Source organism: Rhizobium sp. O111, assembly GCF_055616315.1.
The window spans coordinates 1,454,379-1,469,725 of record NZ_JBSHXL010000001.1 but is presented as its reverse complement, the minus strand read 5'-3'; the positions used below and the strand labels follow the sequence as shown (position 1 = coordinate 1,469,725).

General features: G+C 62.2%; 14 protein-coding genes. 1 reads left to right on the top strand and 13 read right to left on the bottom strand.

Annotated elements, in window-relative coordinates; all coding sequences use genetic code 11:
* Window positions 1–20: 20 nt before the first annotated feature.
* The 3 genes from ACVTFQ_RS07510 to metG are packed head-to-tail and all read right to left on the bottom strand — an operon-like array spanning window position 21 to window position 3,202.
* A complete protein-coding gene (locus ACVTFQ_RS07510) occupies window positions 21–854 on the bottom strand; it encodes an MBL fold metallo-hydrolase (protein ID WP_111561500.1) in 834 nt (277 codons plus the stop codon).
* Between the two features lie 4 nt (window positions 855–858).
* On the bottom strand, window positions 859–1,641 hold the full coding sequence (locus ACVTFQ_RS07505) for a TatD family hydrolase (RefSeq protein ID WP_047510479.1): 783 nt from the start codon (window positions 1,639–1,641) through the stop codon (window positions 859–861).
* Between the two features lie 7 nt (window positions 1,642–1,648).
* Window positions 1,649–3,202 carry a methionine--tRNA ligase gene (gene metG, locus ACVTFQ_RS07500; RefSeq protein ID WP_111561559.1) on the bottom strand — a complete coding sequence of 518 codons (1,554 nt, stop codon included), beginning with the start codon at window positions 3,200–3,202 and terminating at the stop codon, window positions 1,649–1,651.
* A 269-nt stretch (window positions 3,203–3,471) separates the two neighbouring features.
* Between metG and ACVTFQ_RS07495 the strand changes: the two genes are divergently transcribed.
* On the top strand, window positions 3,472–4,266 hold the full coding sequence (locus tag ACVTFQ_RS07495; RefSeq protein WP_111561499.1) for a sulfite exporter TauE/SafE family protein: 795 nt from the start codon (window positions 3,472–3,474) through the stop codon (window positions 4,264–4,266).
* Between the two features lie 16 nt (window positions 4,267–4,282).
* Here the strand turns inward: ACVTFQ_RS07495 and ACVTFQ_RS07490 are convergent, their stop codons facing one another.
* The 10 genes from ACVTFQ_RS07490 to ACVTFQ_RS07445 form a co-directional block, all read right to left on the bottom strand.
* Window positions 4,283–5,308, bottom strand: coding sequence for a DNA polymerase III subunit delta' (locus ACVTFQ_RS07490; RefSeq protein ID WP_111561498.1), 1,026 nt, complete (start codon window positions 5,306–5,308; stop codon window positions 4,283–4,285).
* Window positions 5,301–5,996, bottom strand: a complete 696-nt coding sequence (gene tmk / locus ACVTFQ_RS07485; protein WP_111561497.1) for a dTMP kinase — start codon at window positions 5,994–5,996, stop codon at window positions 5,301–5,303. The genes ACVTFQ_RS07490 and tmk overlap by 8 nt, the downstream gene beginning before the upstream one ends.
* A 142-nt stretch (window positions 5,997–6,138) precedes the next feature.
* Window positions 6,139–7,350, bottom strand: coding sequence for a D-alanyl-D-alanine carboxypeptidase family protein (locus ACVTFQ_RS07480; RefSeq protein ID WP_111561496.1), 1,212 nt, complete (start codon window positions 7,348–7,350; stop codon window positions 6,139–6,141).
* A 42-nt stretch (window positions 7,351–7,392) separates the two neighbouring features.
* Window positions 7,393–8,493, bottom strand: a complete 1,101-nt coding sequence (locus tag ACVTFQ_RS07475) for a septal ring lytic transglycosylase RlpA family protein (RefSeq protein ID WP_111561495.1) — start codon at window positions 8,491–8,493, stop codon at window positions 7,393–7,395.
* A gap of 227 nt (window positions 8,494–8,720) precedes the next feature.
* The gene (locus ACVTFQ_RS07470; RefSeq protein WP_111561494.1) at window positions 8,721–9,383 is read right to left on the bottom strand and encodes an outer membrane protein; all 663 of its coding nucleotides are present in this window, start codon (window positions 9,381–9,383) and stop codon (window positions 8,721–8,723) included.
* Window positions 9,384–9,527: 144 nt separating this feature from the next.
* Entirely contained in the window at window positions 9,528–11,003 is a 1,476-nt protein-coding gene (locus tag ACVTFQ_RS07465; protein WP_111561493.1) for a pyridoxal phosphate-dependent decarboxylase family protein, read from the bottom strand.
* Window positions 11,003–12,514, bottom strand: coding sequence for a hypothetical protein (locus ACVTFQ_RS07460; protein WP_111561492.1), 1,512 nt, complete (start codon window positions 12,512–12,514; stop codon window positions 11,003–11,005). Before ACVTFQ_RS07460 ends, ACVTFQ_RS07465 begins: the two co-directional genes overlap by 1 nt.
* A gap of 53 nt (window positions 12,515–12,567) precedes the next feature.
* Complete coding sequence (locus ACVTFQ_RS07455; RefSeq protein WP_181459200.1) at window positions 12,568–13,869, bottom strand: ATP-grasp domain-containing protein; 1,302 nt, start codon at window positions 13,867–13,869, stop codon at window positions 12,568–12,570.
* A gap of 269 nt (window positions 13,870–14,138) precedes the next feature.
* Window positions 14,139–14,522, bottom strand: a complete 384-nt coding sequence (locus ACVTFQ_RS07450; protein WP_111561491.1) for a response regulator — start codon at window positions 14,520–14,522, stop codon at window positions 14,139–14,141.
* A gap of 17 nt (window positions 14,523–14,539) precedes the next feature.
* Entirely contained in the window at window positions 14,540–15,190 is a 651-nt protein-coding gene (locus ACVTFQ_RS07445; RefSeq protein WP_470423971.1) for a tyrosine-protein phosphatase, read from the bottom strand.
* Window positions 15,191–15,347 lie beyond the last annotated feature (157 nt).

The window sequence follows — 15,347 nt, the reverse complement described above, 5'->3', positions numbered from 1 at the left end:
GCCCATCGGAGCGCGCGGGCTTAGGCCCCGCGCTCCAGGCTTTCCAGCTCGACCTCGAAGCTCATCTGGTCGTAGGCCGGGACGACATGCTCAGGGGTCTCGGCCATGACGGTGTCGTAGTCAAGCGGCGTGTGCATGTGGGTGAGGATCGCGCGTTTCGGCTGCAGACGGCCGATCCATTCCAGCGATTGCTCCAGCGACAAATGGCTCGGATGGTAGCGGTATTGCAGCGCATCGATGATCAGGACATCGAGGCCTTGCAGCTTCGGCACGGTTTCCGGCGGGAAGTCACTGATATCGCTGCAATAAGCGACATCGCCGATGCGGAAGCCGAGCGAGGTGATGTCGCCATGCTGCTGCACGTGCGGGCGCAGTGAGATCGCGCCGCCCGCGCCGGTGATATGAACAGGCTTGTCGAGATCGCGGATCACCCTTGCCTCGACGATCGGCGGATAGTTGCTGCCGGGTGGCGTTTCCAGGCAATAGCCGAAGCCCTGGCGGATGCGGTCCATGGTCGCTTCGTCGGCATAGATCGGCACGCGCTGCTGCGCGCCGAAATAGTAGCCGCGCAGGTCATCCAGTCCGTGGATATGATCGGCGTGCGGATGCGTGTACATCACGGCGTCGATATGCCCGACCTTGGCCGCGATCATCTGCTCGCGAAAATCCGGTCCGGTGTCGATGACCACGGTTGTGACGCCGCCGTTGGCGTCATATTGCTGAATCATGAACGAGGCGCGGGTGCGCCTGTTCTTCGGATTGTCGGGATTGCAGGCGCCCCAGTCGCCGGTGATGCGCGGAACGCCTGGTGACGACGAGCAGCCGAGAATGGTGAACCGCCGCCTGTAGCCCACCGTGTCAGATCCTCGGCATCTTGGAGAAGCAGCGGAAAGCATTGTCCGTCGTGATCGCGGCCATCTCGGCGTAGCTCAGCCCAAGCGTCTCGGCCAGGACCTCGGCCGTGTTGACGACATAGGACGGCTCGTTGCGCTTGCCGCGCCAGCGCTTCGGCGCGAGATATGGCGCGTCGGTCTCGACCAGCAGGCGATCGTGCGGAATGGTGGCAGCGATGTCGCGCAGCTCCTGCGACTTCGGGAAGGTCAGGATGCCGGAAAATGAGATGTAGCCGCCGAGCTCGACGCCAACGCGGGCCAGATCGGCACCCGCCGAGAAGCAGTGCAGGATGAAAGGGAAGGCGCCCTTGCCCGTCTCTTCGGTCAGGATCGCGGCCATGTCCTCGTCGGCGCTGCGGCTGTGGATGACCAGCGGCAGCTTCGTTTCGCGGGCGGCCTCGATGTGGCGCAGAAAACCGGTCTTCTGGTCCTCGGGCTTTTGCGTGTCGTAGAAGTAATCGAGACCCGCCTCGCCGATCGCAACGACCTTCTCATGCGCATTCGCCAGGCGGATCAGGTCTTCGGCCTGGATATCCAGCTCCTCGTCGGCACTGTTGGGATGCGTGCCGACGGAGCAGAAGACGGACGGATACTTTTCGGTAATCGCGAGCAGACCGTCCAGCTTGCGGACACGCGTGGAGATCGTCACCATCTGCTTGACGCCACTGTCGTGAGCGCGCTTGACGATCTCGTCGCGCTCCTCCTCGAAGTCGGCGAAATCCAGGTGGCAATGGGTATCGATCAGCATCTTCGCCTCACGCCTGCGGCGCGACGTAGCGCGGGAAGACCGGCGTCGGGGCTTCCAGCGGCGTGCCCGAAACCAGGCGACCGGCTTCACCGAGAGCCGTGAAGTCGCGCTTGTCTGCGGCAGCACCCACGAGATCGAGCATCTTTTCAGCGGAGCCCGGAACGAAGGGCTGCAGCAGGATGGCGATCTGGCGCACGACTTCGGCCGTGACGTAAAGCACGGTCTCCATGCGGGCAGGATCGGTCTTTTTCAGCGCCCAGGGCTGCTGGCCGGCGAAATAGCGGTCGGTTTCGGACACGACAGCGATGATCGACGTCAGCGCGCGATGGATGAGCTGCTTTTCCATGTCCTCGCGCGTCGAGGCGAGCAGCGCGTCGGCGGCTGCCAGCATCGCCTTGTCCTCGTCGGTCAGCGGACCGCAGACCGGGATCTTGCCGTCGCAGTTCTTGACGATCATCGACAGCGAGCGGCTGGCGAGATTGCCGATGCCGTTGGCGAGGTCGGCGTTGATGCGGGTGCCGATCGCCTCTTCGCTGCAGTTGCCGTCATGGCCGAAGGAGATCTCGCGCATCAGGAAGTAGCGGATCGCATCGAGGCCGAAATGCTCGATCAGCTCGAACGGATCGAGCACGTTGCCGAGCGACTTCGACATCTTCTCGCCGCCCTTGGCCAGCACGAAGCCATGCGCGAAGACGCGCTTGGGCAGCGGCAGCTTGGCCGACATCAGGAAGGCAGGCCAGTAGACGGCGTGGAAGCGGATGATGTCCTTGCCGATGATGTGGACGTCGGCCGGCCAATACTTGGCGCGCGGGCCGTTCTTGTCCTCAAGGTAGCCGGTGGCAGTGAGATAGTTGGTCAGCGCGTCGACCCAGACGTACATGACGTGTTCCGGATCATTCGGCACCTTGATGCCCCAGTCGAAGGTCGTGCGCGAGATCGAAAGATCCTTGAGCCCCGACTTGACGAAGGAGATCACCTCATTGCGGCGCTCGGCCGGGCCGATGAAATCGGGCTCAGCTTCGTAGAGCGCCAGGAGCTTGTCCTGGTATTCGGAGAGCTTGAAGAAGTAGCTCGCCTCTTCCACCCATTCGACGGGCGTGCCCTGCGGTCCGTAGCGCACGCCGTCGGCGCGCAGCTCGGTCTCGTTTTCCTGGTAATAGGCCTCGTCGCGCACCGAGTACCAGCCGGCATAGCTGTCCTTGTAGATGTCGCCGGCGTCGGCCATCAGGTTCCAGATGTTCTTCGACGTCTCGTGGTGACGATCCTGCGTGGTGCGGATGAAGTCGTCGTTCGAGGCGTTGAGGAGCGTGGCCATCGCCTGGAACTCGCCGGAGTTGCGGTCGGCGAGTTCCTGCGCGGTGATGCCTTCGGCGCGCGCCGTCTGCTGCATCTTCTGGCCGTGCTCGTCGGTGCCGGTCAGGAAGAACACGTCCTTGCCGTCGAGGCGCTGGTAGCGCGCCATGGCATCCGTCGCGATCAGCTCGTAGGCATGGCCGATATGCGGCTTGCCGTTCGGGTAGGAAATCGCGGTGGTGATGTAGAAGGGTGTCTTGTCTGTCATGGCGGCCATTCTCGTGCGGCTTATTCTTTGAAATCTATACGCCGCTCCTTAGCGCATGTGGCGGCGAAGCGAAACAGTAAGTTTGGAAAGCGACGCCTCCAAAACATAGCAGTGCAATCTTCGTGACCGCCGCGTGCTTGACTCGTTTTTTTCCACATTCTACCCAAGAGAACCATCGAACAGGGTTCCGCAAACGTGACATCAGCCGTCCCCCGCGCCTACCGCTTCCACTTAGGTCCGTTTCATACAGGCTTTGGGCCCGCGATTTGATGTTCTCCCATTTCGATCCGCTTTATTCGCTCTCGGGTTTCTTCGTCGGAGCGCTTGTCGGCATCACCGGTGTCGGTGGTGGCTCGTTGATGACGCCTCTGCTTGTTCTGCTATTCGGCGTCCATCCGGCGACCGCCGTCGGGACCGATCTGCTCTACGCGGCCGTCACCAAGAGCGCCGGCACCGCCGTTCACGGCATGCATGGGCGCATAAACTGGCGGATCGTCGGCTGTCTTGCCGCCGGCAGCGTGCCGGCCGCCCTTGTCATGCTGTGGCTGCTCTCGGGCGTCGATCGCAAGAGCATAGAAGTCGCGCATACGATCACGACGGCGCTTGGCTGGTTGCTCGTCATGACGGCCTTCATGCTGGTGTTTCGCAAACAGGTGCTGGCGTTCGCGCAGCGTTCCACAGGCGAGCGACGGACCCTGCGGCCAGCAACGCTTGGCATTCTCACCGTCGTGCTCGGGCTGGCGCTCGGTATTCTCGTCACGTTGACGTCGGTCGGCGCGGGCGCGCTCGGCGTGACCATCCTGCTGGTGCTTTATCCCAGGCTCGATGTGCGCGAGATCGTCGGATCCGATATCGTCCACGCCGTACCGCTTACGCTGATTGGCGGCATGGGATACTGGATGATCGGCGAGATCGACTGGATCATGCTTGCGGCGCTGCTGGTCGGCTCGATCCCGGGGATCATCGCGGGCAGCCTGCTGGCGCCGAAGCTGCATGAGCGGACCATCCGCCTAGTGCTGGCTGCAACACTGGCCGTCGTCGCTTACAAGCTTCTGACTTCCTGATCAGGGACGTACCGGATCAAGGTCCGGGCTGCTTGATGTCGCCGAGAATGCTCAGAATCGTCTGCTTACGGTCGAGATTGTAGGCGTCGGAGACTGTGAGGCGTTCGATGATATCGCTGTGCAGGCGCGACAGGCGCTCGGCCTGGGCCACCTGCCCCGCCATCGCCGCAGCCTTCGCCTTGCCCATCAGATCGTCGCCGAGATGGCCCGCAAAGAACTCGAAGATCGTGTCGCTTTCCTTGCCTGATAGTGCGTCGGCGAGACGGTGCATCGCCTTGCGCGCCGATGGCCCCTGCAGGGTCAGCACCTCGTTATAGGCCGAAATGATCTCGCCGCCGCCGTAGTTCACCAGCTTCAGCGCTTCGCCAACGCTACCATTGGCGGATGCCAGCAGCGACGGATCATCCGCGTCCGCGCCGAGATGTCCCAGAGCGGAGCGCAGCGCGTTGTCACCGAGCGGCGACAGCTTGAGCGGCAGGCAGCGGGAGCGGATGGTGGGCAGGAGTTTGCCAGGCGCATGCGAGATCAACAGGAACAGCGCGCGCTTCGGCGGCTCCTCGAGGATCTTCAGGATGGCGTTGGCAGCACTTCGGTTCATGTCGTCGGCGGGATCGATGATGACGATGCGCCAGTTGCCGGTGCCCGATGTCTGCGAGAAGAAGCGGCCGGCGCGGCGCACCTCGTCGACGGTGATCGCCGATTTCACCTTGCCGGTCTTCTCGTCCACCGGGCGGGCGAGATGCAGCAGGTTGTGCGAGGCGCCCGAGTTGATCTGGCGGCTGACGGAGGAATTCGGATCGGGATCGGCGAGGACGTCAGGGGCGCTCTCGGGATCCGGGTGCAACAGGACGTGATTGGCGAAACGGAAGGCAAGCGTCGCCTTGCCGATCCCCGACGGTCCTTCCATCAGCAGGGCATGGTGGCCCTTGCCGGAGCGGTAGGATTGCGCGAGGAAGGCCTCGGCGTCTTCATGACCGAAGAGCTTGGTGTTTTCGGGCGGCCAGATCGCGCCGTCGAGAAGGCTTGGGTGCTCGTCACTCATCGGTCGCACTCATCGCTGGCTCGGCGACCTTGGGCGCGTCCGCAGGCGCCAGCAACTGGCCGACGATCGAGACGATTTCGGCGGCAATCGCCTCCTCGGTCTGCATGGCGTTGACGACGTGGCAGCGCTCGGGCTCGCGCGAGGCTATGTCGAGGAAGGCTTCGCGGCGCTTCTCGTGTGTTTCGATCTCTTCCTTTTCGAAGCGATCGGGCGCGACGTCGCCGGCGGCACCCCGGCGCTTGGCCCGTTCAAGGCCGGCCTTTGCCGGCAGGTCGAGCATCAGCGTGCAATCGGGAACGACGCCGTTGATCGCGACGCGTTGCAGCGTTTCGATGAAATCGGGCTCCAGATTGCCCGTCACGCCCTGATAGACGCGTGAGGAATCCATGAAGCGATCGCAGAGCACGACCTTGCCCTGGCCAAGGGCCGGACGGATGATTTCTTCGACGTGATCGTTGCGGGCGGCGGCGAAGAGAATCGCTTCCATGCGCGTTCCAAAGGATTCGGCAGCACCCGAGAGCAGCACATGGCGCACGGCCTCCGCACCCGGCGAACCGCCCGGCTCGCGCGTGACCACGACCTCATGGCCCTTGGCGCGCAAGGCATCGGCCAGCCGACGGATCTGGGTGGACTTACCAGCACCCTCACCGCCCTCAAACGTAACGAACAATCCGGTAGCGGATGACAACAATATGTTCCTGCGATCTTGGCCTGCACTCAATCGGCGCCAGCGGCACCTCGTCCGTACATCTAGCCGAAGATGACGGCGAGCGGAACCGCTTCGCGTCGATCTCTCGGCTTTGTCACAAGGTGAAGCGCGACTATGGCGATCATGTGGGCTCGGCCGGCTTATCCCAGAGCCAGGAAAACAGCAGCGTTTCGCCGAGCTCCAGAACGGCATCGACGGCGCGGCTGCTGAGAGTGCCCTCCTCGACCGCGGCCTTCGTATAGAGCGGCACCTCGCGCAGCAGTCTGCTGCCGGCGAAAAGCCGCAGCGTGCCGACTTCGCGGTCCGCTTCGACCGGCGCCGGGAGCGGCCAGTGGTAGACGATGCGGGCAGCCAGGCGGTCGGGATTGTTGACCGGGATGTAGACGCTGATCGGGTTCTTCGCGACGAGCTCGACGCTGCGCGATGCGCCGCCATAGACGCTCGCGGTGCCGATGACCTCGTTTTCCGCGAAGAGCTGGCGGATTTCGAAGGCACTGAGGCCCCATTCGAGCACGCGCTTGGCTTCCTCGGTACGCTCCTTGTCGGATCCGATACCGCCGAGCGTCATGAACAGGCGACGGCCGTTGCGCTCGGCCGACGCCACGATCGAATAGCCCTCGCCTTCGGCAAAGCCTGTTGCCAGGCCGTCGACACCGAGACCGAAGCCGAGCAGCGGGTTGCGGTTACGCTGGAAAATCTTGTTCCACTCGAAATCCGGCTGGGCGAAGTAGGGATAATAGGCCGGGTAACCCTCTTGCAGCCGCTCCGCCAGTGCCACCATGTCATAGGCCGTGGTCTTGCTCTTGCCGTCGGGAAGTCCGGTGGAGTTGGCGAAGAGCGAGTGCTGCATGCCGAGCGTCTTTGCGCGTCGCGTCATGCTTTCGGCGAAAGCGGGTTCGCCGCCGCTCATGCCTTCGGCGAGAATGATGCAGCTGTCGTTGGCACCCTGGATGGCGATGCCGCGCACCAGATCCTCGACCCGTACGTTGGATTTCAGCGCCGCGAACATGGTCGCGGTGCGGGACGGCGCGCCGCCGGTGCGCCAGGCAAATTCGGAGACGGTATATTGGGTATCGAGCGTGATCTGCTTGCTTGTGAGCGCGTCGAAGACGAGCTCGACCGTCATCAGCTTGGCAAGCGAGGCCGGCGAGAAGGTCTGATGTTCGTTCTTGGCAAGCAGCACCGTTCCGGTCGACGCCTCGACCATATAGGCTTGCGCCGCCTTCGTGACGAACGACTGGTTGGTGTCGGCGGGTGCTGCCATGGCATCGGTCGAAACGACCTGGGCCAGCGGCAACAGGCAGACACAGAGACGAAGCATATGTTTCAGCATCGAAACCCTCATCGATCCGGCCCCGAAGGGCCTCGGAAACACTTACTTCAGCGCAGCCTTCGCTGCCTTCTGACGCTTGAATGATGCCAGGATGCTGTCTTCGGTCAAGCCGTCATTGCGAACCATGACCGCGTCGAAGGCGAGATCGACCGTCACGGTCTTTACGCCCTCTTCCTGGTAGCCCATGGCCATAGACCCCTGCTGCCAGCCGTAGGGACGCTCATAAGGATAGGGACCGATCTCAGGCAACACGACCATCTCGCCGAACGAAGCCGGCGCGGCATTGTCGAAGGACGGGGCGCGTAGCGGCGTAGGGATCGGAGCAGCGTTGTAAGGCGCGCTCGGCGTCGATCCGGCGTAGGAGGTCGCGGAGCGCGGAACCGGTACGCTATCGGCCGCAGGCGGCGTAAAGCCGCCGAAGCTCTGGATCTCGTCGCGCGTGATGCGCTTGCTGTTGGAGGCAACCATGACGCCGGTGGCGATCTGGCCCTCGCCCGGATAGACACCGGGGATGCGGCTACCCTTGGGAACGTAGGAGGCCATCAGATACGGCATATCGTGGCCGTCCATGCGCGCCTTACCCACATACTGCACGCGCACATTGCCGGTGCCGCTGTGCTGGAGATCAAGCAGATCGGCCGTCTTATTCGACAGGTCGATGATGCGACCTTCATGATAGGGGCCGCGGTCGTTGACGCGCACGATGATGGACGAGCCGTTTTCGACGTTGGTCACGCGCGCATAGCTCGGCAGCGGAAATGTCGGATGCGCGGCGGAAATATGCATCTGGTCGTAGACTTCGCCATTGGCCGTCAGGCGACCATGAAAGGCAGAGCCGTACCAGGAGGCGATGCCGACCTTGTTGTAGGAGAAGTCCTCTTTCGGGAAGTAGGTCTTACCCTTGACGACATAGGGATTGCCGACGATGTAGCGACCGCCGCCCTTCGGAATATTGTTGCCGGTTGCCACGCGCGGACTTGCCTTGACGCCATATTCCGACTCGGCAAAATATTCCTTGCCGTGCGTGCGCTTGGCCGTCGCCGTGGGTGCCGTTCCGCAAGCGGTCACTGTCGCACAGATAAGCGACAACCCTACCCACCGCATTGGTGTCGCAAGTGCCGCCGCCCCGAAGTCTCGTCTCATATGTCCCACGCCGCTCAAGACCGTTTTGGCTCAAAGTCCGCCTATTCAGGCAAAATAAGCCGTACCGCCATCAACCTAACGAGACTTTAATCATGCGACCTTCGCGGCGAATTTGCGAAAGCTTTCGCCGAGATAGAGACAATTCTAATGAATATGGTTAATGGATCACTAAATTAATGAAGCGATCCGGTACATGCATGGCGGTCTTGGGCAGCTATCATGCGCTGTCAGAAGTGAAACGAGACACCAAGGTTAACGGCGTTCGTGATGATGTTGGTCTTCAGACGGTCACCGCTATCGATCGGCACGTTCACACGGGAATAGGTTCCCTTGTACTCGACGAAGGTTGACCAGCGGTCGGTGATGCGGAAATCCACACCGGCCTGGGCCTGGAGCGTCACACCGCCGAACTCGTAATCGAAGGTCGTGCCCTGCGGGCGCGTTACTTCCACGTGTGGAATGTTGACGCCGACGCCGGCGCCGACATAGGGCGTCCAGCGCTGGCCCTCGATCGGAAAGCGATAGAGCGCGTTGGCCGTCAGAAGGTTCAGGCCGTCGGTGAATTCGAAGTGCGACCAGCCGGATGTCGCCAGCGTCTTCTCGTCAGCATAGACCTTATCGTGGGTGTAATCGATCGAGAGGCCGAGGTTGGGGTGATTGAGGTTCTCAAGCCACCAGGTGACGCGCGCGCCGTAATAGGGCGGCGAGCCGAAGGACTTGCCTTCCCAGCCGGCATTGAAATGCGTGCCGTCGGAAACATCCACGCCGCTGTGCGGTGCCGTCTGGTAGCCACCATAGACGGAGAACTGCAGATCCTCGGCCTTTGCCGGAGCGTACAGACAGGCAGCGGTAACGAGTGCGTATGTGGAGAGGCGGAATGCGCGGCGCATGAATGATCCCCGGGTTGCGATGGCCAGGATATTCGCCGCCGTTTGTAACAGGGCTATTTCAGTAGCACCGCTCGTCTGATTCATTTGCTGCGTAGTGTCTGGAAGACAACAGCGCCTGAATGGCAACGCTTTCGACGCCGCGTGTCAGGCTCGCGGATACCGGTCGAGGTAATCCGTCAGGATCTTGAGAAAGACGTCGATATCCTCGCTGGTCGTGCGGTGATTGACGATCGCGCAGCGTACGACCAGTTCGCCCTGCAGCGTTGTCCAGGAGGGCACGGCCAATCCCTGCTCATGAAGATCAAGCACGAGGTCGCGAATGAAGCCGTCGTCGGCACCGCGAATGCCGAAGCAGACGATGTTGAGGCCAACCGGGGCCTTTACCTCGAAGCGCGGATCGCGCGCCAGACTTGCGGCGAGATAGCGGGCGAGTTCGCAGGTGCGCGCGATGGCATTGCCCATCCGCTCGGTGCCCAGCGTCTCGATCGTCATCCAGGTCTTCAGCGCCCGGAATCCTCTCGACAGATCGGGACCGAGGTCGCAAGGCCATGTCTCGCCGGCAGCAAGCCCCCTGCCCGAGCGTTGCAAATATGCGGCGGGCTGGGCGAATGCGCGCTTGTGCGCATCACTGTCGCGAACCAGCAGGAAGCCGGCATCATAGGGCACGTGGCCCCATTTGTGGAAATCGAGCGCGATCGAGGCTGACCGCTCGATGCCCGAAAACAGCTGACGCATTTCGGGCGACAGCATGGCAAGCGCGCCGATGGCTCCGTCGACGTGGAACCAGATGTTTTCCGCTTCGGCGAGCTTGGATATCTCCAGAAGAGGATCGATCGCACCTGTGTTCACCGTGCCTGCCGTGCCGACCACGAGAAACGGGAGCAAGCCCTGCGCGCGGTCTTTCGCGATCGCTACCGCCAGCGCCTCGACGCTCATGCGGCCTGCGTCATCGACCGCGATAGTCCTCAGGTTCGCCGAGCCGATGCCGGACAGCTCCATGGCCTGCGCGATGCAGACATGCGCTTGCGAGGATGTGTAGGCGACCAACTGTCGGTCGGCCTTGCGCAAGCCGTCCCGCCGCACGCTTTGGCTCAGCGCCTCGGTGCGGGCGATAGTCAGTGCCAGGAAATTGGCCATCGACGAACCGGTGACGAAAAGGCCGCTTGCCGATGAAGGATAGCCAAGCACTTGCGCCATCCATAGGGCGATCTGCTTTTCAACCTCGATGCCAACATGATCGCGGCCGCCGCAATTCATGTTCAAGCCGGCCGCGACCATCTCCGCCACCATGCCGACGGGTGTACCGGCCCCATGCACCCAGCCCATGAACAGTGGATGCAGGTTGCCGGTGGCGTGGGGGAAGATATGCGTGCGGATATCATCGAGCACATCGTCAAGCACGCGGGGGTCGTCCGGCAGCGCGCGAGCGAACCTGGCACGCGTGTCTGATGGCATCGGCTGCCATACCGGCTTTTGCCTGACATTGGCGATATGATCGATGGTGTCGTCGAGCATGCGGTGGGCTGCTTCGCGAAACGCCTGCCAGTCCGTGGGGTCGAGGCTCGTTGGCTTCTCCAGATCCGAGCCCGCCGGCGCGTCCGTCTTCGCAATCCGTGACATCAGAGCCCTCGATCAGCTCTTGAGACGGCCGCCCATTTCTCGAACACGGTGTCGAGATCGCCGGCGATCGGCCGCATTGCCTTCTCCATGCTGTCGCCGCTGGCCAGTCTGTCCGACACGGCGTTGATATCGATCGCCGAAGCCGCGACCCTGAGGATCGTGCGAGCGCCCAGATTGACTGCCTGCCCGATATGGCAGACCGGTCCAATGTCGTTCTCGCGAAGCGCCAGATGGAGCCTTTGCGCCTGCGCAAGCGATGCGAAGCGATTGTCTTCGGCCATGATGGTCAAAGGGAAGATGGCGCGATCGACGATATGATCGCCCTCGTCGTCGGGATGGATCAATATGCCATCCATATGCTCAGCGCGGGCGCGCACAAGGTCGGCGAAGGCCTGCTTGATGCGACGCTGAACGGCGGTGTCGATTGCGGCCAAGGGCTCCAACTGCTCAAGCGCGGCTGTCCACCTGAGGCCCAGCCCGAGATTGAAGTGTGATCCGAATTGCTGATCATGACCGCCGCGCAGAAGCGCCGGCCAATCATGGAGAGCCGTGTATTCGGAAAGCCCCGGCGCAAGTGCCTGTTTCGTGGCAAGTTCCTCGACAAGCGCCGGCGGTACAGCAAGCGCGCCCGCGAAAGGCGGTCCGGCAAGGAACTTCGAGCCGGTAACGGCGACGAGAAAGCCGTCGGAGATATCCCGGGCCAGCGCGGCGGCACTGCAGCGAAACTGGCAGGCATCGACGAGAATGCGAACACGTCCGGGCGCGCGTACCGAAATGTAGCGGGCAGCCTGTCGCGAGACGCCGGTCAGGCCTGTCTTCGACGTATCAAGAACATGGACGAGAACATCCCTGTCGCGTTTCAGCGCGTCCTCGGCAAGCGATATGACGTCAGCGTCGACATCGTCGGGATTCCGCGCTTGGCCCGTCGCGTTGCGGATCGCCACCGCCTGAACTTCGATGCGATCGGCGGCAATACCGGCGAGCATCTCGCCCGCGCCCACGGCGTGTCCCAGCGCCGTGACATCCGAGAAATGGCGGCCGGCGGCAGCGCGCGGTACGCCGCTTCCGGTCTCCTCAGGCGCGATCAGGATGTTGGTGATCGGGCGTGGCGACAGCGAAAGCATCAGGCCGAGCGCGAGAAGTTCAACGTCGGTTCCGGATGCGGCAAGCACGATGCCGCTCTCGTCGCATCCGATGTTGCTGCCGATACGGCCACGGATTTCGGCGAACCATTCGTCGACGGCGACAGCGGTTGCGCCATCGACGCCGAACAGCCGCTTCAGCTGGTGGCCGGCAGCGGTGACGCCCTGCGGCGAGACGTTGCTCGCGGTTGTGGACGCGAAGGCAATTTCGTCCTTGGCCGCAGTGGTGCGGGTTCCGTAACGATTGCGGCCTGTTGCTGCATCCGGCCAGATACGGCTGTCGCCGCCGGCCGCGAACAGAAGCGACAGCGTGTGGTCGATACTGGCCGCGCCCAGCTTGTGCCGGTAATCAGGAACAAGTTCGGCCATCGTCCTGGCAGCGAATATGTCGTCTCCGGATGTGGTGGCCCTCGACGCTGCGATCACAGCGCGTCCACAAGCGACACGACGCCTGCCGGATTGGAGCCGTGCGCCTGCTGGCCTCGTAGAGGTTTGCCCTCCCGCGCGCGGCTAGCCAGCGCATCTTCGAACGCCGCAAACAGCGTTGCCATTGCCTGTTTCTTGTAGGGAAAGACGGTCTCGGAATCCATCGAATGGACGATCATTGCAACGTCTGCTTCAAACAGCAGCAGGCGACCGTCCGACAGCTCGGCGCAATCGATGGCGAAATAATCGAGGCCCAGGCGGCAGTGCAGTGCTGCAAAGGCATCGGCATGCCGTACGGCGAAATCGGTCTGGAAATCCGCCATCCACGACGCCTCCTCCAGCCGCCGCTCGGCATGTTCGGCCATGCCGGCGCTGAGGTAGTGCACCATCCAGTGATCGGAGATCGCCAGGTGGCTTGCATAAGGTTTGCCATCGATGACCGCGATGCGCTGCTTGCGAAACTTGCCGTCCTCGTCGCTGTAGTCGATGAAGGGAGCAATGTAGAACTCGGCTTCAGGGCGGCTGGTGAGATAAGCGGCAATCTCATCGGCAGAGCCGATCTTTTCCATTCCGTGACCGGCGTGGGTGCCGATCGGGCGAAGGATGATCGGGAAGGATGTCAGTCCGTCGATCAAGTTGATCGAGAGCAGGCCCGCTGCCAGATCGACGAGTGTCTGGCGGGCGATCCGTGTCGTCATCGGAGCGAGAATCGTGGGCTCGTTGCGGAAGGCTTCGGCCACGCCTTCGCGCGACAAATCGATGACCCGGCGCGGGGCATTGTTTACGATCGGGCCGATCCAGCTTGCAAGCAGATGCTCGAGGTTTTCCAGCACGGCCAGATTTTCGGGCGACTCGCCGACGGCGACGAAGGCCACGTCATGCTCCGGCATATCGTTCAGATCAGCCGTCAGCTCATCGACGTAGTGGAGAAGGATGTTCGCATTCGAGCTCTCCAGCAGGAACTCGATCGGCGTATTGGTCATGAAGTCGCCGCGGGTGGCGATCACAAGGACGCGAAGGCCCGACCCGCTGCCGTTGCGAATATGGTATTTGCGGCTCATCTCCAGCGCGCCCTTCTGGGTGATGGCGGCTTCGTGGCTCTTGCCTAGCGTTTGCAGGATAATCGCGAGATCCATGAAGGCGCCCGCGTCGGAGACATCGGCGGATACCCGCGCCATCAGCGCATCCCAATAAGGCGAGATGTCCTTGCCCTCATAGACCGTGCGAACGATCGCCGCCTTGCCAGCTATTGCGTGCAGGTCTTCAAGTTCGTGGATCTGGGCGGCGGCAGTTTTCACGGGCATCAACTCCATATGAACCGGCTTGATCGACCGCGGCGTGACTCACCGCGACATCACCGGTTGGCAAATATTCGAGTTCACTTTTGTGCCTGGTTGCTTGCGTGGGCCTTGCTGTTCAGGTCGATCGGTGAGCACAAATCGCCGCAGCGCCACTGGACACCAAGGGAGCGTGGCCATGCCTATTCAATTGGCGGCGTGATGGAGAAGATGCGTGTCGCGCGAACGCCCTCGGCTCAAGGCTCGGCGCCCCAAGAATTCGATCAGAATCAAGCCGGACGTCGCTCGGCCATAGGGTGGCTGCGGGTAACGGACTGAATGCGCAGATCAAGATCAGACAGGCCGAAGGGCTTCACCAGATAGTCCGTCGCACCGCAAGTAAAGCCCTCGACCTGATCGGAGACCTGATCATGCGCGGTAAGAATGATGATGGGAACATTGTTGGCACGGCCACGCAAGCGGCGCAGCAACGACAGTCCGCTGCCATCGGGAAGGCGCAAATCGAGCAGAACCAGGCCGTATTCGCCGCTATCGACGGCGCGGGTCGCGTCGGCAAGCGTCAGGCACCATTCCACCGAATAGCCGTTCGCCGAAACATGGTCGCAAACGGCATCTCCGAGGATCGCGTTATCTTCGACCAACAACACATTCATGACCGCGCGCCTTCCGCCTAGCCAGCGCCACCGGTGATCTGGGTGCTTTCCGCCTGGGCGTCGCGCACTGGGGCCGGAATTGGAGCCGGCACCTTGTCGAGCCCGTAGTGCTTCTCGAGGTTCGTCCAGCTCTGATCCATGGCATAGGCCGAAGACAGCTTGGGAATGCCCACATGCCCGAACGCGAAGGACAGCTGGCGCTCGGCAACATCTTCCTTCACATTGGCGATCTGCTGGCTATAGAGCACGGAGGCCAAGCCGGTTCTGTCGGCACCGGAAAGGCAGTGGACCAGGATCGGCTTTGGAGCGTCGCGCATGATGGCGACGAGGCGCTCCGCCTTTTCGGTGGTAAGAATTCTGGATGCCGACATACCGAAATCGATATGTTCGACGCCCAGTCGCTCCGACACGGCCACCTCTTCCGCCCACCATTTCGCGTGTCCGCTATCGCCGCGCAAATTGATCACGGTCTTGATGCCGTGCTCGCGGATATAACGCTCCAGCTGAGACGGAGACGGCTGCGCCGAACGGTAGAACTGCCCGGCCACGACAGTATGAAAATTCCCGGTAAACTGGAGATAACCGACATAGCCGGCGAGTGTCAGGCCCGTCAAAAGTATCAGTCCGCCGAAAATCTTTACAGGGCGGGCGATCCGAACTCGCTTCAGTGCGCGCAAGAGTATCTCCTAAGTAAAATCGAAGAGAGTTGCTCTATCGCGCGGGCTGCTGACAACAACCTGAAGCGGAAATGACATTATTGCGACATCGGCGGCTCGGCGGTGAAGAAGACGCGGACGCGCGGCCAAGGTCGCGCCCAACATGCGA